Annotated in this window: 18 protein-coding genes and 1 pseudogene; 5 read left to right on the forward strand and 14 right to left on the reverse strand. The window is 72.1% G+C overall.

Features of this window, described 5'->3' with window-relative positions:
- The first annotated feature begins 88 nt into the window (after positions 1 to 88).
- Entirely contained in the window at positions 89 to 286 is a 198-nt protein-coding gene (locus ACWCPI_RS20685) for a DUF1918 domain-containing protein (protein WP_019757143.1), read from the forward strand.
- 31 nt (positions 287 to 317) lie between these two features.
- On the opposite strand, the gene ACWCPI_RS20690 is transcribed toward ACWCPI_RS20685, so the two are convergent.
- Entirely contained in the window at positions 318 to 1,577 is a 1,260-nt protein-coding gene (locus ACWCPI_RS20690; RefSeq protein WP_451039481.1) for a glycoside hydrolase family 10 protein, read from the reverse strand.
- A gap of 194 nt (positions 1,578 to 1,771) precedes the next feature.
- On the opposite strand from ACWCPI_RS20690, the gene ACWCPI_RS20695 reads away from it, so the two are divergent.
- Positions 1,772 to 2,644: a 3-hydroxybutyryl-CoA dehydrogenase gene (locus ACWCPI_RS20695; protein ID WP_451039482.1), complete on the forward strand. Its 873-nt coding sequence runs from the start codon at positions 1,772 to 1,774 to the stop codon at positions 2,642 to 2,644.
- A 193-nt stretch (positions 2,645 to 2,837) separates the two neighbouring features.
- On the forward strand, positions 2,838 to 3,095 hold the full coding sequence (locus ACWCPI_RS20700; RefSeq protein WP_126390312.1) for a hypothetical protein: 258 nt from the start codon (positions 2,838 to 2,840) through the stop codon (positions 3,093 to 3,095).
- Between the two features lie 21 nt (positions 3,096 to 3,116).
- On the opposite strand, the gene ACWCPI_RS20705 is transcribed toward ACWCPI_RS20700, so the two are convergent.
- From ACWCPI_RS20705 to infC, 10 genes and pseudogenes are all read right to left on the reverse strand, one after another.
- Positions 3,117 to 3,662 (reverse strand): NUDIX hydrolase, encoded by a 546-nt coding sequence (locus ACWCPI_RS20705; RefSeq protein ID WP_388806921.1) that lies wholly within the window; start codon positions 3,660 to 3,662, stop codon positions 3,117 to 3,119.
- A gap of 86 nt (positions 3,663 to 3,748) precedes the next feature.
- Positions 3,749 to 5,089 (reverse strand): transcriptional regulator, encoded by a 1,341-nt coding sequence (locus ACWCPI_RS20710; RefSeq protein WP_451039483.1) that lies wholly within the window; start codon positions 5,087 to 5,089, stop codon positions 3,749 to 3,751.
- A 256-nt stretch (positions 5,090 to 5,345) separates the two neighbouring features.
- On the reverse strand, positions 5,346 to 6,443 hold the full coding sequence (locus ACWCPI_RS20715; protein WP_451039484.1) for a PP2C family protein-serine/threonine phosphatase: 1,098 nt from the start codon (positions 6,441 to 6,443) through the stop codon (positions 5,346 to 5,348).
- Between the two features lie 174 nt (positions 6,444 to 6,617).
- The gene (gene pheT / locus ACWCPI_RS20720; protein ID WP_451039485.1) at positions 6,618 to 9,131 is read right to left on the reverse strand and encodes a phenylalanine--tRNA ligase subunit beta; all 2,514 of its coding nucleotides are present in this window, start codon (positions 9,129 to 9,131) and stop codon (positions 6,618 to 6,620) included.
- Positions 9,131 to 10,252, reverse strand: coding sequence for a phenylalanine--tRNA ligase subunit alpha (gene pheS, locus ACWCPI_RS20725; RefSeq protein WP_019755805.1), 1,122 nt, complete (start codon positions 10,250 to 10,252; stop codon positions 9,131 to 9,133). The genes pheT and pheS overlap by 1 nt, the downstream gene beginning before the upstream one ends.
- 147 nt (positions 10,253 to 10,399) lie before the next feature.
- Complete coding sequence (locus tag ACWCPI_RS20730; protein ID WP_451039486.1) at positions 10,400 to 11,536, reverse strand: ATP-binding protein; 1,137 nt, start codon at positions 11,534 to 11,536, stop codon at positions 10,400 to 10,402.
- Positions 11,537 to 11,588: 52 nt separating this feature from the next.
- Entirely contained in the window at positions 11,589 to 12,437 is an 849-nt protein-coding gene (locus ACWCPI_RS20735) for a TrmH family RNA methyltransferase (RefSeq protein WP_451039487.1), read from the reverse strand.
- Between the two features lie 102 nt (positions 12,438 to 12,539).
- Positions 12,540 to 12,923 (reverse strand): 50S ribosomal protein L20, encoded by a 384-nt coding sequence (gene rplT, locus ACWCPI_RS20740; protein ID WP_006141703.1) that lies wholly within the window; start codon positions 12,921 to 12,923, stop codon positions 12,540 to 12,542.
- 111 nt (positions 12,924 to 13,034) lie between these two features.
- Positions 13,035 to 13,229, reverse strand: coding sequence for a 50S ribosomal protein L35 (rpmI, locus tag ACWCPI_RS20745; RefSeq protein ID WP_004933563.1), 195 nt, complete (start codon positions 13,227 to 13,229; stop codon positions 13,035 to 13,037).
- 111 nt (positions 13,230 to 13,340) lie between these two features.
- A pseudogene (gene infC / locus ACWCPI_RS20750) lies at positions 13,341 to 14,013 on the reverse strand (translation initiation factor IF-3).
- 347 nt (positions 14,014 to 14,360) lie between these two features.
- Between infC and ACWCPI_RS20755 the strand changes: the two are divergent.
- Positions 14,361 to 14,726 carry a DUF1844 domain-containing protein gene (locus ACWCPI_RS20755; RefSeq protein WP_388806909.1) on the forward strand — a complete coding sequence of 122 codons (366 nt, stop codon included), beginning with the start codon at positions 14,361 to 14,363 and terminating at the stop codon, positions 14,724 to 14,726.
- An 83-nt stretch (positions 14,727 to 14,809) separates the two neighbouring features.
- On the opposite strand, the gene ACWCPI_RS20760 is transcribed toward ACWCPI_RS20755, so the two are convergent.
- A complete protein-coding gene (locus tag ACWCPI_RS20760; RefSeq protein WP_451039488.1) occupies positions 14,810 to 15,541 on the reverse strand; it encodes an SseB family protein in 732 nt (243 codons plus the stop codon).
- Positions 15,542 to 15,616: 75 nt separating this feature from the next.
- On the opposite strand from ACWCPI_RS20760, the gene ACWCPI_RS20765 reads away from it, so the two are divergent.
- Positions 15,617 to 16,372, forward strand: a complete 756-nt coding sequence (locus ACWCPI_RS20765; protein ID WP_451039489.1) for a serine hydrolase — start codon at positions 15,617 to 15,619, stop codon at positions 16,370 to 16,372.
- 29 nt (positions 16,373 to 16,401) lie between these two features.
- Here the strand turns inward: ACWCPI_RS20765 and mycP are convergent, their stop codons facing one another.
- Both mycP and ACWCPI_RS20775 read right to left on the reverse strand, forming a co-directional pair.
- Positions 16,402 to 17,739, reverse strand: coding sequence for a type VII secretion-associated serine protease mycosin (gene mycP / locus ACWCPI_RS20770; RefSeq protein WP_451039490.1), 1,338 nt, complete (start codon positions 17,737 to 17,739; stop codon positions 16,402 to 16,404).
- The gene (locus ACWCPI_RS20775) at positions 17,736 to 19,061 is read right to left on the reverse strand and encodes a hypothetical protein (protein ID WP_451039491.1); all 1,326 of its coding nucleotides are present in this window, start codon (positions 19,059 to 19,061) and stop codon (positions 17,736 to 17,738) included. The genes mycP and ACWCPI_RS20775 overlap by 4 nt, the downstream gene beginning before the upstream one ends.
- Positions 19,062 to 19,423 lie beyond the last annotated feature (362 nt).

Here is a 19,423-nt window from a genome sequence, read left to right on the forward strand (position 1 = left end):
CCGTACGACCCACTTCCCGCCACCGCTCCACGCCGTAGACTCAAGGCCACGGACCGCTGCTCCCGTACCTGGTGAGGAGGACCGACAGATGCGTGCAACCGTGGGCGACCAGCTTGTCCAGCACGGCAGGGTGGTCGGGCAACACGACAAGGTCGGCGAGATCGTCGAAGTCCTGGGCCAGGAGGGCAATCCCCCGTACCGCGTCCGCTTCGAGGACGGGCACGAGGGGCTGTGCTCCCCCGGCCCCGACACCGAGATCCGTCACCGGGACACGACGACGCGGTAGGGCGTCGCGTGACTCGGCCGCGCGGGAGCCATCAGCGCGGGAGGGCCGCCGGCTTCTGGTAGTGGTCGGCGACGACCTGCGCCATGGCTCCGATCCGGTCGGCCGCCACTTCCTTCGCGGCGAAGAAGACGTGCCCGCGCGCCTGCGCGTGGTTCTTGGCCAGGGTGAGGTGCCGCGACAACTCGCCGGCGTCCTGCCACGCGGCGGGCTGCGCCGGGTCACCGGCCTTGTAGAGCGCCTCGCCGATGTACAGCTGGGTCCTGCTGCCGCGGGCGACCTCCGCCCACCAGGGCAGCAGCTTGGCGTAGTCCGCCGCGGCGAAGCCGATGTTCCAGTACAGCTGCGGGCAGATGTAGTCGATCCAGCCCTCCCGCACCCAGGTGCGGGTGTCCGCGTACAGGTCGTCGTACGTCTGCACACCGGCCCGTGAGTCGGAGCCGAGCGGGTCGGTGGCGGCGTTGCGCCACACGCCGAACGGGCTGATGCCGAACTGGGTCGTGGGCCTGAGCTTCCTGATGCCGGCCGCCATCTCCTGGATGAGCCGGTCGATGTTGTCCCGCCGCCAGTCGGCCCGGGTCGAGAAGCCGCCGCCGTAGCGGTCGTAGGCGTCCGTGTCGTCGAAGGTCTGGCCCGCCACCGGGTAGGGGTAGAAGTAGTCGTCGAAGTGGACCGCGTCGACCGGGTACCTCTCGACCGCGTCGAGCATCGCCCGCTGCACGAAGGCACGGACCTCGGGCAGCCCCGGGTTGTAGTAGAGCTTGCCGCCGTACGCCACCACCCACTCCGGATGCCGGCGGGCGGGGTGGGACTCGGCCAGCCTGCTGCGGTCGGTGTGGTTGGCGACGCGGTACGGGTTGAACCAGGCGTGCAGCTGCAGGCCACGGGCGTGGGCCTCCTCGACGGCCGTGCCGAGCGGGTCCCAGCCCGGGTCGCCGCCCTGGGTGCCGGTCAGGACCTGCGACCACGGCTCGTGCGGCGAGGGCCACAGGGCGTCGGCCGTGGGCCGGACCTGGAGGATCACCGTGTTCAGACGGGCGTCCGCCGCGTTGTCCAGGTGGTCCGTCAGCTCGGCGCGCTGCCGGTCCGCGGTCAGCCCCTGCTTGGAGGGCCAGTCCCGGTTCGCCACGGTCGCCACCCACACGCCGCGCATCTGCCGGGCCGCCCGGCGCCGGTCCGGCCGTCCGCCCGCCGTGGCGGCGCCCGCGGCCAGCGCGCCACCTCCCGCCACGAGCGCCGACAGGGCGGTCACCGCGAACGCCCGTCGTGACAGCCGTGACTTCCGGTGCAGCATCACTTCTTACCTCCGTGTGCCGTGGTCAAGGGCCCACCCCGGGCCGATCCGTCGGCGCGGACCACACCCCGCGCCAGCTTTTCATGAGGCACCCGAACGATCGATCATGCTGCGCCGAAGGTAACGTGCAGGTTTGGAGCAGGCGTCGAACAACGGCGGACCTGCCGCAGTCGTGGATCAGCGAAGGGGACGATGTGACCGGCATCTCCGGAGATATTGCACGCGTCGGTGTGGTGGGCTGCGGCCAGATGGGAGCGGGCATCGCCGAGGTGTGCGCCCGCTCCGGCCTGGACGTGAAGGTCGCCGAGACCACCGGCGAGGCCCTGGAGATCGGCCGTACCCGGCTGTTCAACTCCCTGGCCAAGGCCGCCGAGCGCGGCAAGATCAGCGAGGAGGAGCGGGACGCCACGCTGTCGCGGCTGTCCTTCACCACGGACCTCGGTGAGTTCGCCGACCGTGACCTCGTGATCGAGGCGGTCGTCGAGAACGAGCAGGTGAAGACCGAGATCTTCCAGGTGCTCGACCAGGTCGTGACCCGCCCGGACGCGATCCTCGCCTCCAACACCTCCTCGATCCCGCTGGTGAAGCTGGCGGTCGCCACCTCGCGCCCCGACCAGGTCATCGGCGTCCACTTCTTCAACCCGGCCCCGGTGCAGAAGCTGGTCGAGCTGATCCCCGCGCTCACCACCTCCGAGGGCACGATCGCCCGCGCCCAGGCCTTCGCCGAGAAGCTGCTGGGCAAGCACGCCATCCGGGCCCAGGACCGCTCCGGCTTCGTGGTCAACGCGCTGCTGATCCCGTACCTCCTGTCCGCGATCCGGATGTTCGAGACGGGCATCGCCAGCCGCGAGGACATCGACAACGGCATGGAGATGGGCTGTGCCCACCCGATGGGCCCGCTGAAGCTGTCCGACCTGATCGGCCTCGACACGGTCGCCTCCGTGGCGCAGAGCATGTACGACGAGTTCAAGGAGCCGCTGTACGCCGCTCCCCCACTGCTGCAGCGCATGGTGGACGCGGGCCGGCTCGGCCGCAAGACCGGTTCCGGCTTCTACACCTACGGCTGATTACAGACCGTCAGATTCCGGCCAAGTACACGTGCCCGGCACCGCTGAGGTGCCGGGCACGTGTCTTTCACACACCGTGTGCGCTCCGGGCTCGCATATGCCCCTCGCACACTCTCCCCACGTGTCCACCAGGCGAGTTCACTTTCCCTGCGCATGCAAGGGATGACTGACGACTACGGAAAGGAGCGGACTCGTGACCGCCGATCCCGAGCATCCGGTCGTATCAGGAGAACTCGCAGAGTTACGGCGTCGCCTCGACGTCGCCTACGCCCGCGTGGAGGGCGGGCTGGCTCTGCTCACCCACCGCACCGAGGAGACCGCGAAGGAACTCGACGAGCTGAACACCCGGATCAACACACTGGAACACGCGCGCTGGCCGCTGCCCGCGGTCGCCGCCCTCACCGCCGTGGGTGCTCTCGTCGTGGCGATCTGGCAGGCGGTCGGACACTGAGCACGGGCAGGGTGACGTCCGTCAGGGCAGGACGTCCTGACCCAGCCTGAGGTGGTGCAGCAGCAGTAACGCGGCCGCCATGTTGGCGGCCGGGACCTCCCCACGGGCGACCATGTCGGGCACGAGCTTGAGCGGGACCCACTCCCGGCGGTCCGACTCGAAGTCGTCCACGGGATGTCCGACGTACTCGCCCTCGTCGGCCCAGTAGATGTGGTGCCGGGCGTCGGTGAGCCCGTTGGAGGGCTCCACGCTCATGAGGTGGCGCAGGGGTCCCGGCCGCCAGCCGGTCTCCTCCTCCAGTTCCCTGGCGGCCGCGCGGACGACGTCCTCGCCGTCCTCGACGACGCCCGCCGGGAGCTCCCACCCCCAGCTGTCGGTGATGAAACGGTGCCGCCATAGGAGGAGGACCTCGTTGGCCTCGTTGACCACCGTGGCCACGGCCACCGGCCGCAGCCGTATGAGGAAGTGGTCCAGGTGCCGTCCGTCCGGCAGCTCCACGTCTGCCAGGTTGACGGTGAACCAGCGGTTTTCATACACAGTTTGTTCGTTCTGTTTCGTCCACTGCACGGTTCTGCCACCTTCCGTCGAGTAAGTGGCAATATCGCAGCAGGGACTATGAAGGTGCCTGTGTACGAGTACCAGCCTGCATCCGCCTAGAGCGGTACGCGCAGCGCCCCGTCGATGAGTTCGGCGGCCTCGGCGGTGCCGGCGCAGCCGCTGCGCACCAGGTGCTGGCGTACCGCGCGGAGTCTGTCGCGCAGACGCTGGGACTCCATGCCGCGCGCCTGCTCGGCCATCTGCACCGCGGTGGCCACCGCCTTGTCGGCATGGCCCTGGCGCAGTTCGATCGTGCTGAGCATGGCCAGCCGGTGCACCCGGCCGCGGTCGTGGGCGGGGTTGTCGACGGCGGCCGCGGCGTGCTCCGCCGCGGCCGTCAACTCCCCGAGGCTGAGCAGTGCCTCCGCCACCTGCACGTTGACGAGGCCGGGCTGGACATAACCCGTTTCGTCGGGTTCGTACCCCCGGCGGATGCGTTCGGCGGCCTGCTCGGCACGCCGGATGCAGGACAGGGCGCTCGTGCCGTCGCCGAGGTGGGCGTACGCCTTCGCCTGCATCGCGTACAGGTCGGAGGCGAGGGCCGGGGTGATGTGCTTGCCGGCGGTCCGCAGCGCGGCTTCCGCGAAGGCGACGGCCTGCCGGAACTCCCGCATGAACAGCGACTGGTTGACCAGCAGAGCGATCACATACGCCCCGAGCCCCCGGTCGCCGCTCGCCTTCGCGAGCCGGAGCGCCTGGTGGAAGTAGCGCTGGGCGAGCCCGTGGGCGTCGGAGTCGTACGCGCAGATCCCGGCGACGGCCACCAGTCCGCCCGTGGCGCGGTGCAGTTGCCGGCCGGTGGCGTCGGTGTAACTGCCGCGCAGCAGCGGCGCGGCCTCGGCGTTGAGGAAGCCGACGATCCGGGTACGGGTCGCTATGCCGCCGGCCTTGCGGTACATCTGCTCGTAGTGCGTGCGTGCGGCCCGCAGCATCTCGATGTCGGCGGGGGTGACCCGGTGCCGGCCGCCTCGTGAGACGTCGACGTCCTCGGGCGGGTTCTCCCACTCCCACACGGGCATGACCGCGGGCGTGCCGGTGACCGCGGGCGCGCCGAGGATGTGCGGCCGCTGCTGCTCGTCGGAGCGCCACAGGGCGGTGGCCCGCTCCACGAAACCGGACAGCGAGGTGGTGTGCGCGGCGGACGGATCGCCGGGGACGCCGAGGCCGATGTCGTCGAGCGTGACGGTGCGGTGCAGCCGGGCGGCGAGCACCTCGCAGATCAGGTCGGGCACCTGGCCACGCGGCCGCTGCCCCTTCAACCACCGGGCGACCGCGGTGTGTTCGTACCTCAGCGCGAGACCGCGCGCTCGCCCCGCCTGGTTCACGTGTGCGGCCAGCCCCGCGTGCGAGATCCCGGCCTCGTCCAGGATCGCGTCGAGCAAGGTGTTGGGCTGCATGGATGCCCCCCGGGTGGCTCGGTGCCGTCAGAGTAGTGCCAACCGCTTCACACGGGGTGTGAACGGAGTGCTCGAATCCGTAGCGTGCGCGCGCTGTCGCGCACAGTGGTGATCCGGTTGACTGAAATGCCTCGCAAGAGGCCGGCCGGGCCGCCGGCTCCCCCTCGTACACAGCGGCGGCCCGCATCCGCGCCGTCCGCCCAGCCGCCTGCCCGACACTCCGTGGCTGGGCGGATGGCGACTGAACGCCGTCGCGTCAGGGGTGGTTGGACGGCTGCGGGTTGCGTGCGGCCGCTCGCGCCCCGGCGGCGGAGCCGTCTCGGTCACGGGCCCGCGCCCCTGGGGAGCCGCGGTCGGCCCTTGTCCGATCGTTCCGCAGGACCAGGAGCGCTATGTCGTCCGCCTGCCTTCCTCGCGTGTGGCGGACGAGCGCCGTGAACAGGGTGCGCAGGACCGTCTGGGGGGTGGGCGGGTCGTGTCGTACGACTCCCGTGAGCGCCGCCTGCAAGGAGAAGAACCTGCCCCGTGCGTCCCTCGCGTCCTCGACACCGTCCGTGTACAGGACCAGGGAGTCACCGGGCTGCAGCGGCCCGCACCGCACGGGGGCCAGATCGGCCGGGAGCGGGAACGGCCCCAGCGGCGGGAGAGGATCGGCGCGGGCCAGCGGCTCGACGCCGTCGCCGCTCAGCAGATACGGCCAGGGGTGACCGCAGTTGAGGGCGGTGACCTCACCGTCCCTGCCGATCTCCAGCAGCAGGACGGTGACGAACTCCTCGGCGACCGGGGTGTCCGGCGCCAGGCCGGACGACGGGTGCTCGTCGCGTGCCCGCTCGCGCAGGTGGCGGGCCAGGGCACGGTCCAGTCTGCGCAGTACGCGGCCCAGGTCGGGTTCGTCGTGGACGGCCTCGCGGAAACTGCCGAGGAGGGCGGCGACCGTGCCCAGGGCGGCGATGCCATGGCCGCGTACATCGCCCATCACCGCCCGTACGCCGTGCTCGGTGGCGATGACCTCGTACAGGTCACCGCCGACCGAGGCGCCGCGATCCGCGGAGAGCTGGGCGGCGGCGACGTTCAGCCCGTCGATGCGCGCGGGCAGCGGCCGCAGCAACGCGCTCTGCGCGGCACCGGCGACCTTGCGAGCCTGCCGGAGCTCGCGCAGCAGGGCCTGCCGGACGTGGAGGATGAGCCCCGTCCCCACCGCGAAGAAGACGGCGCTGGTGACGACCCGCGCGCCGAGGCCGTCCTGCTGGGCCAGTGGACAGGCCAGCTTGTACGAGATCGCCATCGCACCCCAGGCGGTGGGCAACCCCATCGCCAGCACCCTGTGGGGAACCCGAGCCTTGATGCGGAACATGCCGATGGCCCCCCAATAGGCCCTGACAACGCAGACGGACCGGCCTCGAAAGGCCGGTCCGATTCTGTCGGCAGATCGTCCGGAAGTACCGGATCACCCGGAGAAGTCACCCTATTGAGTGAGGTGACCTCAACGCCCGAAGAAGTGCGGGGACTTGCACCCGTCAGGGGCGCGCTATCCCCTGAGCACCGCGCCCGTACGCTCGCCCGCCAGGGCGACCGCGGCGTCCCGAGCCGCCGAAGCCTCGTCCACGGTCAGCGTCCGGTCACCCGCACGGAAGCGCAGCGCGTACGCCAGCGACTTCTTCCCGTCGCCGAGCTGCTCGTCATTGACGTACACGTCGAACAGCCGGATGCCCTCCAGCAGTTCACCCGCCCCCGCACGCAGCGCGGCCTCGACCTCGGCGGCCGGCACCGGCTTGTCCACGACCAGGGCGACATCCTGCGTGGCCACGGGGAACGTGGAGATGCTCGGCGCCTGCGGGGTGCCGTCCCCGACCTGCTCCAGGGCGTCCAGGTCCAGCTCCATCGCGCAGGTGCGCGCGGGCAGACCCAGCGTCTTGAGCACCCGCGGGTGCAGCTCGCCGGCGTGGCCGACGACGCGCTCGGCGCCGTCCGCGGTGATCGCCAGCTCGGCGCACCGCCCCGGGTGCCACGGCCCGTACTGACCGGCCTTGACGATCAGCTCGGCCCCGGCCTCACGGGCCACGAGCCGCGCCGTCTCGACCGCGTCGGCCCAGTCGGCCGGACGGCCCTTGCCCCACCAGCCGGCCTGCTCGCGCGCACCGGCGAGCACGACGGCCACATGCCGGGGCTGCTCGGGCAGCACGGCGTTCAGTCCGGCGAGCTCCTCGTCGGTCGGACGCCGGTCGACGGGCAGGTGCCCGGCGGCACCGCGCTCCTCCCTCGGCTGGAAGACCAGGCCGGTCTCGAACAGCGCCAGGTCGTGCGAGCCCCGCCCGTCGTTGCGCCGCAGCGCGCCGAGCAGACCCGGCAGCAGCGACGTGCGCAGCGCGGGCTCCTCGTCGTTGAGCGGGTTGACCAGCTTGACGACGCGGCGGGCCGGGTCGTCGGCCGCCAGAGCGAGCTGGTCGAAGACCTGCTCGCTGACGAAGGGGTAGTTCGGCGCCTCGACGTAGCCGGCCCCGGCCAGCGCGCGGCCGACCCGGCGGTGCAGCCGCTGGCGGTGGGTCAGGCCACGGCCGGACGGCGGCTTGGGCAGCGTGGAGGGCAGGTTCTCGTAGCCCTCCAGCCGGATGACCTCTTCGGCCAGGTCGTTCGGCTCCAGCAGGTCGGGCCGCCAGGACGGCACGGTGACGATCAGCTCGTCCTGCCCGTACACGTCGCAGCCGATCTCCTGCAGCCGCCGTACGACGGTCTCGCGGCCGTAGACGACGCCCGCGACCTTGTCCGGATGGTCAGCCGGGGTCGTGATGGTGTGCGGCGCGGAGGGCGCGATGACCTCGGTGACGCCCGCGTCGGCCGTACCGCCCGCGAGCAGCACCAGCAGGTCCACCGTGCGCTGGGCCGCCGCGGCGGCGGCCGCCGGGTCGACGCCGCGCTCGAAGCGGCGGGACGCCTCCGACGACAGCTTGTGGCGGCGGGCCGTACGCGCGATGGCGACCTGGTCGAAGTGGGCGGCCTCGATGACGACGTCGGTCGTCGCGTTCTCCACGTCCTCGTGGTCGGCGATCTCGGTGTTGGCGCCGCCCATGACGCCCGCGAGGCCGATGGGGCCGCGCTCGTCGGTGATGACGAGGTCCTCGGCGTGCAGCTTGCGCTCGACGCCGTCGAGGGTGACGAGCTTCTCGCCCTCCTCGGCCCGGCGCACACCGATGGTGCCCTGGACCAGACCCCGGTCGTAGGCGTGCAGCGGCTGCCCGAGTTCCATCATCACGTAGTTGGTGATGTCCACGGCCAGCGAGATCGGGCGCATGCCGACCTTCTGCAGGCGCCGCTGCAACCAGATCGGGGAGCGCGCCTCGGGGCTCAGGCCGGTCACCGTACGGGCGGTGAAGCGGTCGCAGCCGATCGGGTCCGAGACCTGCACCGGGTAGCCGAAGGCGTTCGGGCCGGGCACGTCGAGCAGCGCCGGGTCGCGCAGCGGGATGCCGTAGGCGATGGCGGTCTCGCGGGCCACGCCGCGGATGGACAGGCAGTCGCCGCGGTTGGCGGTGACGGCGATGTCCAGGACCTCGTCGACCAGCTCCAGGAGCTCGATGGCGTCCCTGCCGACCTCGGTCTCCGGCGGCAGCACGATGATGCCGTGGGTGCCGTCGTCGCCCATGCCCAGCTCGCTGCTGGAGCAGATCATGCCGTGCGAGACACGGCCGTAGGTCTTGCGCGCGGCGATCGAGAAGCCACCGGGCAGCACGGCCCCCGGGAGCACGACCACGACCTTGTCGCCGACCTGGAAGTTGCGGGCGCCGCAGATGAGCTCCTGGGGCTCGCCGGTGCCGTTGGCCTGGCCGACGTCGACGGTGCAGAAGCGGATCGGCTTCTTGAACTCCGTCAGCTCCTCGATGGTCAGCACCTGGCCGACGACCAGCGGGCCCTTGAGGTCGGCGCCGAGCTGCTCGACGGTCTCCACCTCCAGGCCGGCCGAAATGAGCTTGGCCTGGACGTCGCGGCCGGTCTCCGTCGCCGGCAGGTCGACGTACTCCCGCAGCCAAGAAAGCGGGACCCGCATCAGATCTCCATCCCGAACGGCCGGGTGAACCGGACGTCACCCTCGACCATGTCTCGCATGTCTTCGACGTTGTGGCGGAACATCAGCATCCGCTCGATGCCGAACCCGAAGGCGAAGCCGCTGTACTTCTCCGGGTCGACGCCGCAGGCGGTGAGGACCCGCGGGTTGACCATGCCGCAGCCGCCGAGCTCGATCCAGCCCTCGCTGGAGCAGGTGCGGCAGGGCCGGTCGGGGTTGCCGACGGACTCACCGCGGCAGACGTAGCACACCATGTCCATCTCGGCGGACGGCTCGGTGAACGGGAAGAAGTTCGGCCGCAGCCGGGTCTTCATGCCCTCGCCGAACAGCGACTGGACCATGTGGTCCAAGGTGCCCTTGAGGTCGGCCATGGTCAGGCCCTCGTCCACCGCGAGGAGCTCGACCTGGTGGAAGACCGGGGTGTGCGTGGCGTCCAGCTCGTCGGTGCGGTACACACGGCCGGGGCAGATCACGTAGACCGGCAGCTCGCGGTCGAGCAGGGAGCGGATCTGCACGGGCGAGGTGTGGGTGCGCAGCACGACACCCGACTCGGAGCCGCCGTCCGGGCCCTGCACGAAGAAGGTGTCGGCCTCGCCGCGCGCGGGGTGGTCCGGGCCGATGTTGAGGGCGTCGAAGTTGAACCACTCGGCCTCGACCTGCGGGCCCTCGGCGACCTCGTAGCCCATGGCCACGAAGATGTCCTCGATGCGCTCGGACAGCGTGGTGAGCGGGTGGCGGGCCCCCGACGGTACGCGGTCGTAGGGCAGCGTGACGTCCACGGCCTCCTCGACCAGCACCCGCTGGTCCCGCTCGGCCTCCAGCTCGGCCTGCCGGGCCGCGAGGCCCTTGTTGACCGCGCCACGGGCCTGGCCGACCCGCTTGCCGGCCTCGGCCTTGGCATGCGGGGGCAGGGCGCCGATCTCGCGGTTGGCGAGAGCCAGCGGGGAGGTGCCACCGGTGTGGGCGACCTTGGCCTCCTGGAGCGCGTCGAGAGAGTCCGCGGCGGCGAAGGCGGCGAGCGCCTCGTCCCGCATGCGCTCGATCTCTTCTGGTTTCAGTGCCTCGACCTCGACAGGGTCGTACGACTTATTCGGTGCCGACATCTCTTCCCGTGCTTCCGGTTGGCTGGCTGAAGGTCCCCGTACCGACTCGTGGACGGCTCGTCGCGGTTTTTGGGACACAAAGGTGCCAAAGGCCGAGTCTAACGGGGCTGGGGTAGGCGGATGCGCCCGCGGGGCTCGGACCGGATCTCAGACGAGATACGCCGGTGCCGCCACGGGCAACGTAAATCGGAACCGCGCGCCGCCGCCGGGGGCGCGGCCGACCGTGATGGTGCCGCCGTGGGCCTCGACGATGCCCTTGACGATATAGAGCCCGAGGCCCGTGCCACCGCGCTTGCTGCCCCGCCAGAAGCGGGTGAAGACGCGGTTCATGGACTCCTCCGGGATGCCGGGCCCCTCGTCGCTCACCGTGACCGACGTGCCGGCGTCCTCACCCTCGCGGGGGGACGCCGTGGCCGTGATGTCGATGGTGACGGTTCCGTCGCCGTGGCGCACGGCATTTTCGATGAGGTTGCTGAGCACCTGGTCGATCTTGTCGGGGTCGGCCCACAGGTCGGGAAGGGGCTGTTCGACGCGCAGCAGGAAGCGGTCGGCGGGCTGTCCGGCGGCGACGTACGCCTGGATGTGCCGTCCCACGGCGGCGCCGATGTCGACGGGCTGGCGCCGCACCTCCAGCCTGCCGCTGTCGATCCGCGAGATGTCGAGCAGCTCGGCGATGAGCCGGGTGACCCGGTCGGCGTCGGCGTCGACGGTCTCCAGCATCAGCCGCTTCTGGTCGTCGGTGAAGCGTTCCCACTTGGCGAGCAGCGTGGCGGTGAAGCCCTTGACGGAGGTGAGCGGGGAGCGCAGCTCGTGCGCGACGGTCGCGATCAGTTCGGCGTGGCTGCGCTCGGTTCGACGGCGGGCCTCGGTGTCGCGCAGCGAGACGACGACCCGGCACACCGGGCCGGTGGGTTCCCGGCGGACGTACCGCACCGAGACGAGCAGCTCCCGTCCACCGGGCAGCAGCAGGTTGCGCTCGGGCTGGCGACGGCGGATGGCGAGGCCGCCGTACGGGTCGGTCAGCTGCCACCAGCGCCGTCCGTCCAGATCCTCTAACGGCAGTGCCCGCTCCAGCCGCTGCCCGAGGGCGTCTGCGGCCGGGACGGCGGTGATGCGCTCCGCGGCGGCGTTGAAGCAGATGACGTGCCCGTGCTCGTCGGCGACGACGAGGCCGTCGGGCAGGTCGTCGGGATCGACGCCGAGCTCGGCGAGGTCACCGGGACCGGCCGCGGACGGCGGCCGCACGTCCCGTGCTCCCGGCGCGCTGCTCGTGCCGACACTCATCCCCGTACCCCACCTCTCACCACGGTCTGGGGGCCCCGAGCTGGTCACCCTACTAGCTCGCGGTAACCGTGCGGCACCCTCCCGGCGCGCGCTGTGCACGGGCCGAGGCATAGAGACATACGGCGGCCGCGGTGGCGAGGTTCAGGCTCTCGGCCTTTCCGTGGATCGGTACGCGCACGACGGCGTCGGCCAGCGCGCGGGTCTCCTGCGGAAGCCCCCAGGCCTCGTTGCCGAACACCCAGGCGGTCGGCCCGCCCATGGTGCCCTTGTCGAGCTCGTCGTCGAGGTCGTCCGTGCCCGCCCCGTCGGCGGCGAGGATCCGCACCCCGGCGTCCTGCAGCCCCGCCACGGCCCGCTCGACGGGCACTCCCACGGCCACGGGCAGATGGAAGAGGGAACCGACGGAGGCACGTACGGCCTTGGGGTTGTAGAGGTCCACGGAGGCGTCGGTCAGGACGACGGCCTCGGCCCCGGCGGCATCCGCGCACCGCAGGACGGTGCCGGCGTTCCCGGGGTCGCGTACGTGGGCCAGTACGGCGACCAGCTTGGGCCGGGCGGCGAGGATCTCGTCGAAGGGGGTGTCGATGAAGCGGCAGACGCCGACGAGCCCCTGCGGGGTGACGGTGGTGGAGATGTCGGCGATGACCTGCTCGGCGGCGAGGTGCACCCGTGCGCCGGCCGCGCGGGCCTCACCGATGATGTCGGCGTACCGCTCCGCCGCCTCGACGGTCGTGAACAGCTCGACGAGCGTGGACCCGTACGCCGCCGCCTCCCGTACGGCCTGCGGCCCCTCCGCGAGGAACAGCCGCTCCTTGCCCCGGAAGTTCCGCTTGGCGAGCCGCCGGGCGGCGGAGACGCGGGGGGAACGGGAGGAGATCAGCTCGGGGCTGGCGGGAGGCATGGGGGTCACCTTGAGGTTGTGAGGTTCACGGACACAGCAGGACCCGCAGACCTCGTCGGCCTGCGGGTCCTTCAGTCACGTCTGCTTGAGGCAGCCGGAGCGTCACGCAGCCTTCGGCGCGTTGACGTCGCTCGGCAGCGCCTTCTGGGCGACCTCGACGAGCGCGGCGAACGCGTTGGCGTCGTTGACGGCCAGCTCGGCCAGGATCTTGCGGTCGACCTCGACGTTCGCGGCCTTCAGACCCTGGATGAAGCGGTTGTACGTGATGCCGTTGGCGCGGGCGGCGGCGTTGATGCGCTGGATCCACAGCTGGCGGAAGTCACCCTTGCGCTTCTTGCGGTCGTTGTAGTTGTAGACCAGCGAGTGGGTGACCTGCTCCTTGGCCTTGCGGTACAGGCGCGAACGCTGACCGCGGTAGCCGGAGGCCTGCTCGAGGATCGCCCGGCGCTTCTTGTGGGCGTTGACTGCCCGCTTGACGCGTGCCACTTGTTAACTCCTTGTAGCGGGGCCGTGGTTGGACTCACACGACCCGGTATCGATTGGGTCCCGGTCAGAGATCAGGCGCGAGGACCGAGGTGATGCGGTCCGCGCCCGATGTCACTTGCCGAGAAGCTTCTTGATCTTCGCGGCGTCGCCCGGGGCCATTTCGGCGTTGCCGGTGAGGCGACGCGTCACGCGGGACGACTTGTGCTCAAGCAGGTGGCGCTTGCCGGCGCGCTCGCGGAGCACCTTGCCGGAGCCGGTGACCTTGAAGCGCTTGCTGGCACCGCTGTGCGACTTGTTCTTCGGCATAGCGCCGTTCTCTCCTCGTAGATGGCGCTCCGATGCCCGGTCGTGAAACCGGGCACGGTGGAGCGTCGCTCTTGTATCGATTACTGCCGTGGGGACTCGCGTCCCCCGGGATCACGCCTCGGCGGAAGCCTCGGCAGGGGCCTCGGCGATCTCGGCGTCCGCGGCGTTCTGCGACTTGCCGGGGTTGGCCTTCGCTTCAGCCTTGCGGGCCTCCTGCGCCTGGCGAGCCTCGGCCATCGCCTCGGTCTTCTTCTTGTGCGGACCGAGAACCATGATCATGTTCCGGCCGTCCTGCTTCGGGTTCGACTCGACGAAACCGAGGTCCTGGACGTCCTCCGCGAGACGCTGCAGCAGCCGGTAGCCCAGCTCGGGCCGGGACTGCTCGCGACCACGGAACATGATCGTGATCTTGACCTTGTCGCCCTGCTTGAGGAACCGGACGACGTGACCCTTCTTGGTGTCATAGTCGTGCGGGTCGATCTTCGGCCGGAGCTTCATCTCCTTGATGACCGTGTGCGCCTGGTTCTTGCGCGCCTCACGGGCCTTCATGGCCGACTCGTACTTGAACTTCCCGTAGTCCATGAGCTTGCACACGGGCGGACGGGCGTTCGCCGCGACCTCGACCAGGTCCAGGTCGTACTCCTGCGCAAGCTCCAGGGCCTTGGCCAGCGGGACGATGCCCACCTGCTCGCCACTGGGACCGACAAGTCGCACCTCGGGAACGCGAATCCGGTCGTTGATGCGGGGCTCGGCGCTGATGGATCCTCCTCGGTTAGCACCACACGACCGTCTGGCGGACAGCCGCGTACGTCTGTTTTCGTAAGACCTAACCGCGCCGAAGCACAAAAAATGCCCCGGACGATCACAGGCGGGGCTCCAAAACACTTCCGGAGCACCGCCGCGATGGCCGCGGGGCGCGATTTCGGGCGACTCCATCGTCCGTACGGAACGATGGTGGCCGCCTGACCGGGTGACCCGCCGTCCCGGGGGACGATCAGGTGGGAGATCGGAGCCTCCACTTGTGGGCCGGGCCCTGGTGTTCGCCTGGGTGTCCGGCCGGTCGTCACACCAGGTTAGCAGCTACCCGGGGGCGGTGCTAATCCGCGTGCGCCGGGGCCTATCGTGTGGGACATGAGTGACACCCCTTCTGAATCTGCCGAGTCTCCCGACTTCGACGAGATGACCCGGGACATCGCCGAGGTCCCCGCCGTCGAGGTGATCGTGACGGTCGCCGTCAACCTGATGAGCGCCGCCGCGGTGAAGCTCGGTCTGACCGAGGAGGGCGAGAAGCACAAGGACCTGGACGAGGCCCGCAAGCTGGTGCACGCCCTCGCCGGTCTGCTGGACGCGAGCACGACCGAGATCAGCTCGTTCCACGCGGCGCCGCTGCGCGACGGCCTGAAGTCGCTGCAGCTGGCGTTCCGCGAGGCGTCGATCGTGCCGGACGAGCCGGGCCAGGGGCCGGGCGAGAAGTACACCGGCCCGGTCTACGGCTAGATCGTGTCCGCGGAGTCCCGGTGTCCCGGGGCTTGCCACCCAGGGCCCGCGACGCCGGCCTGATCCGGACGACAGGTCCTGGTTCACCCGCGTACGTACAGGGGCTCGCCCGGTGGCGTCGCCTCGGCCGGCAGCAGTGCCAGGTCGAGGCCGCGCACCAGGCGGGCCCTGAGCGTTTCGTCGGCGGCGAGGCGCTCCGCCACCGCCCGCGCGGCCCGGGCCGGGGACGCGGCCGGGTCCAGGACCAGGGCGAGGGTGCCGTCGGCCTGACCGGGGCCGAGGTGGGCGCGCAGGACGTCGGGTTCGGCTGCGACGGCGGCGCGGACGGCCGCCACGACGGCCGGGTCGGCCAGCGGGTCGGTCGTCGTACGGCCCTCGGCGAGCGCCAGCAGCGCGTGGCCGGTCAGCTCGTACGGCACCGGACCGGCCATGTCCAGCACGATCGTGTCCGCCTTCTCGTGTGCCGCGGCCTGCAGGGCCTGGTGCAGGGGTACGGCGACGGGACGTGCCGACGGGTCCCAGCGGGAAAGGGCGTCGGTGGAGGTGAAGGCGGGCAGCGCGGTCCGGGCGCCGGCCTTCAGGGTCGGTACGGCCATGTCGCTGGTCTTCTCGCGGCGCAGTCCGTTCTCGTCCTCCTCGACCTCGCCGAGCACGGCCACGACGGGGACGAGCAGCCGGGCGTCCTTGAGGGCGGCCAGGACGGGCCCCTCGGCGCTGCGGTCCTCGGCCCAGGCGGCGAGCGCGGCACTCAGCCGGGGGTCGGCGCAGCCGTCGTCGTCGGAGAAGGGAGAGTCGGGAATGTTCTTGTTCGCCACGGTCACCGACCCTATCGGGGGGCTCACGCCGCGCCGGTGCGAGCCCCGGGTACGTGGCGGCGCGAGGAGGTTGCGGTGGAGCGTGCGGCCCGGTCGGCCAGGGACCGCGACGGGCGGTTGGCGGCGGCCATGCAGGCGGTGCCGGTCCCGGAGGGTGCCGACGTGGCGGTGGCCGTGCTGGAAACGGAGTCGGGTGAGAGCGCCTCGTACGGGGACGGCGGCTTCGCCACGGCGAGCATCGTGAAGGTCGACATCCTGGCGACGCTGCTGCTCCAGGCGAAGGACGCGGGGCGGCGGCTCACGGCGACGGAGCAGGCGCACGCGACGGCGATGATCGAGCACAGCGACAACGACGCCGCTTCGGCGCTGTGGCGCGCGATCGGGCGGGCGGAGGGGCTCGACGCGGCGAACGAGCGCTTCGGGCTCACTCGGACCGAGGGCGGCGAGGGGACGCTGTGGGGGCTGACGCGGACCACGGCAGTCGATCAACTCACACTGCTGCGGCAGGTGTTCGGACCCGGCTCGGAGCTGGCCGGGGTGTCCCGGACGTATCTGAGCGGGCTGATGGGGCGGGTGGCGCGGGGGCAGCGGTGGGGGGTCTCGGCGGCGGGTGACGGCTCCGGGTGGGCGCTGAAGAACGGCTGGCTACCGCGTGAGGCGACCGGGCTGTGGGTGGTCAACAGCATCGGGCGGGTGACGGTCGGCGGCCGCGGCTGTCTGGTGGCCGCGCTGTCGAAGGGCAACCCGACGTGGGCGGCGGGAATCGCGCTGGTCGAGGGGGCGGCGGTGGCGGCCGTGTCGCTGTTCGGCGAGGGGGATGCGGCGGGGTAGCGGTGTCCGGCGCGGCAGCCGTCGTGGCGTCAGTGGAAGTCGTGGGTTTCGCGGCGGCCGCGCACCAGGGCGACCGCCGAGATCAGCAGGAGGCCGCCGGCGCCGCCCGCGAGCACGGCGGTCCAACTGGTCGCGTCCTCCTCCGACTTGGCGGCGTCGGGCCCCGAGCCGAAGTACTTCTCGCCGTACGCCGCCGGCTTCAGGTTCTGCGGTTCGACGCGGGCGGCCTTCTCGATGGCGGCCGCTGGGTCGATGAAGCCGTAGCCGCGGGAGTCGTCGCGGCCGTCGGCGGGGGCGTCGCGTGCCGTGTCCTCAAGGAGCTTCTTGATCTGGGCCGGGGTGAGGCCGGGGTGGGCCGCCTTGATCAGGGCCACCGCTCCGGAGACGAAGGCGGCGGCGGCGCTGGTGCCCCAGCCCTCGTAGTACTTGTGGTCGGGGTCGGCGATGACGACGTCGACGCCGGGGGCGCTGACCGTCGCGTACCAGCGGCGGGTGGAGAAGGAGGCACGGGTGCCGTAGCGGTCGACGGCGGTGACGGCGATGACGCCCGGGTAGGCGGCCGGGTAGGAGATGTGGTCGCCCTTCTCGCCGCCGTTGCCGGCCGAGGCGACGACGACGGCGCCCTTCTTCAGGGCGTACTGGACGGCCTCGTCCTCGCCCGCCTCGGGGTGGGCCGACTTCGAGTCGTCACCGAGGGAGAGGTTGATGACGTCGGCGCCGTGGTCGGCGGCCCAGCGGATGCCGTCGGCGAGGGCGTTGCCACGGGTGCTGCGGGCCTTGGCGCGGGCCGGGTCGCCGTCCTCCAGGATGACCCGGACGGGGAGGACCTTGGCCTCGGGGGCGATGCCCATCACGCCGTCGCCGTTGCCGGAGCCGTGTCCGTGGCCGGCGATGATGCCGGCCATCGCGGTGCCGTGCCGGGCCCAGGCGCGGTCGCCGGGCTCGGCGCCGAAGCCGACCATGTCCTTGCCGTCGAGGACGTTCCCGGCCAGGTCGGGGTGGTCGGCCTCGACGCCGGTGTCGAGGACGGCGACGGTGACACCGGAGCCCTTGGTCGTCCGCCAGGCCTCCTGGGTGTGCATGGCGCTCAGGGCCCACTGCCGGGCGCGTATCGAGTCGGCGTGCGCGGTGGTGGACGGGAGGACGGCGAGGCAGGCGCCGAGCAGGACGGCGAGGGGGGCGGTCCGACGCGGTATGAGGGTGCGCACGGTCCTGCGGCCGCCGTTCGGGGCGGTGGCCGCAGCGCTGCCGGTGCGGGTGACGGTGGTCGCCACGCCGCTCGTGCCGGTGGCCGGGGTCCCGCTGCTCGTGCCGGTGACGGTGGTCGTGCCGGTGGCCGGGGTCCCGCTGCTCGTGCCGGTGTTCATGACGACTGCTCCGTGGACGGGCCGACGTTCTTGCGCAGGGCGCGTTCCACGCGGTCGGCGAGGCCCCGGGCCTCGTGGCCGAGGCCGGCCTGGGCCACGGACGTGGTGGCGCCGGACTGCATGGCCTCCTCGGCGGGCTCGGGCTCGTCGACGGTGCGGTCGTCGGTCCAGCCGGAGACGGCGTAGACGACGACGGGGGCGTCGGTGAGGACCGAGACGGTCCAGGAGGCCCGCTGTTCGTCCCCGAATCCGGCGGCGGGGCCGGTCTTGGGGGCGTACGGGCGGGGCATGAGGTCGGTGCGGCGGTCGAGGCCTTCTTCGGTGAACCGGGAGTCGAGCTGGCGCATCGCGGTCGCGTCGGCCTTGGTGAACAGCAGGCCGACGGTGGTCACATGGCTCTGGGTGGCGTCGGTGTAGGTGGCGCGCAGCAGGCGCCGGCAGCCGACGGGGGCGAGGGCCTTGCGCAGCAGCGGGTCGAAGGCGTCGGCGCAACCGGTGTCCGGGGCGACGGCGACGCGCGTCCAGGTACGGTCGGCGCCGCCGGGGCCGGCACCCTTGCCGTTCACCGTGGCTGGGAACAGCTGGTCGACGGGCACGCTGTGCCACAGGCCTCCGGCCGCGGCGAAAGTGTCCCGCGAGCCGTCGTCACCAGGTTCCCCGACCAGCCAACTGCCGGTCACAGCACCACCGATGAGTCCGATCCCGAGGACGACGCAGGCGGCGGCCATGGCGATCCGGGGCCGGGACCGCGCTCCGAGGGGCCGCGGTCGCGCCTGCTCGTCGTAGCCCTCGGGCTCTCCGAACGACACGAGGGGCCGGCCGGCTCCCGGGGTCCCGCCCGGTGCCATGGGGGCGCTCCAGGAGAGGGACGGGTCCGGGGCGAACGCGGCGGGGGCGGTGCCGGGGCGGGCCGCCGGAACGGCCGCGGATCCCTGAGTGGAAGCGGTGCTCTGCCGGGGGAGCGCGCCGGGGCGGCCCGGCGCGGGGGTCGGGCGGCCGACGGGGCGGGCGGAGGGTTCGCCGGCGACCGGGCGGAGTCGGAAGGTGGTCTCCGCGGCGGTCTCGGCGGGGGCGCCCGTGCGACGCGACGGCGAGGGCCGCTCGGCCGGGCGGGGCGGTATCCCGCCGCCGGGTGCGGGCCGTGCGGTGTCCTCCTGGGGCAACGATCCGCCGGATCCGTCGCTGTCCCCGCGTCCGGCGCCGTCGTCCGGCTGCCCCGCGGTGGGCGGCACGTCCGGGAACCGGGCCGAGGCCAGGGGCGGGGGCGGGGAGGCGGGGGTGGCGTCCGGGGCCGGGGGGCGGGGCGGGGCCGCGGGGGGCATGGGGCCGGCGGGTCGCACGGGGCCGCTCCGGTCGGTGCCCGAGGCAGGGGGCGTGTCGCGGGTCACGCCGCCGTCGCGGTGCGGGGACGACGGGGCGGCGGAGTCGGCCGCGCCCGCCGACCCGGCACGGACGGCGTTTGGGGTCGTAGGCGGCTGCGCGGGGCGCGGCGGGGTCGCCGGGCGGGGCGGGGCGGCAGGCGGCGGGGGTGTGGTCGGGCGCGGAGGGACGGGTGCGCGACGCGCTTCCGTGCTCATGCACCCCCCGTTTCCTCATGTCCGGGCCCGTGCTCGTACGTGGGCCGTCGCTCTGGTCCTTCCGCCCGGCCGACTCGGACTCGTCCGACCAGGCACCCATACCCGCA

The organism is Streptomyces sp. NPDC001920, assembly GCF_053594495.1.

Bases quoted from the DNA above. Each gene is read 5' to 3' on its own strand.
- ACWCPI_RS20685 (WP_019757143.1), top strand. From the start codon at position 89: ATGCGTGCAACCGTGGGCGACCAGCTTGTCCAGCACGGCAGGGTGGTC.
- ACWCPI_RS20690 (WP_451039481.1), bottom strand. From the start codon at position 1,577: ATGCTGCACCGGAAGTCACGGCTGTCACGACGGGCGTTCGCGGTGACC.
- ACWCPI_RS20710 (WP_451039483.1), bottom strand. From the start codon at position 5,089: ATGCAGCCCAACACCTTGCTCGACGCGATCCTGGACGAGGCCGGGATC.
- ACWCPI_RS20715 (WP_451039484.1), bottom strand. From the start codon at position 6,443: ATGTTCCGCATCAAGGCTCGGGTTCCCCACAGGGTGCTGGCGATGGGG.
- pheT (WP_451039485.1), bottom strand. From the start codon at position 9,131: ATGCGGGTCCCGCTTTCTTGGCTGCGGGAGTACGTCGACCTGCCGGCG.
- pheS (WP_019755805.1), bottom strand. From the start codon at position 10,252: ATGTCGGCACCGAATAAGTCGTACGACCCTGTCGAGGTCGAGGCACTG.
- ACWCPI_RS20730 (WP_451039486.1), bottom strand. From the start codon at position 11,536: ATGAGTGTCGGCACGAGCAGCGCGCCGGGAGCACGGGACGTGCGGCCG.
- ACWCPI_RS20735 (WP_451039487.1), bottom strand. From the start codon at position 12,437: ATGCCTCCCGCCAGCCCCGAGCTGATCTCCTCCCGTTCCCCCCGCGTC.
- rpmI (WP_004933563.1), bottom strand. From the start codon at position 13,229: ATGCCGAAGAACAAGTCGCACAGCGGTGCCAGCAAGCGCTTCAAGGTC.
- ACWCPI_RS20755 (WP_388806909.1), top strand. From the start codon at position 14,361: ATGAGTGACACCCCTTCTGAATCTGCCGAGTCTCCCGACTTCGACGAG.
- mycP (WP_451039490.1), bottom strand. From the start codon at position 17,739: ATGAACACCGGCACGAGCAGCGGGACCCCGGCCACCGGCACGACCACC.
- ACWCPI_RS20775 (WP_451039491.1), bottom strand. From the start codon at position 19,061: ATGCCCCCCGCGGCCCCGCCCCGCCCCCCGGCCCCGGACGCCACCCCC.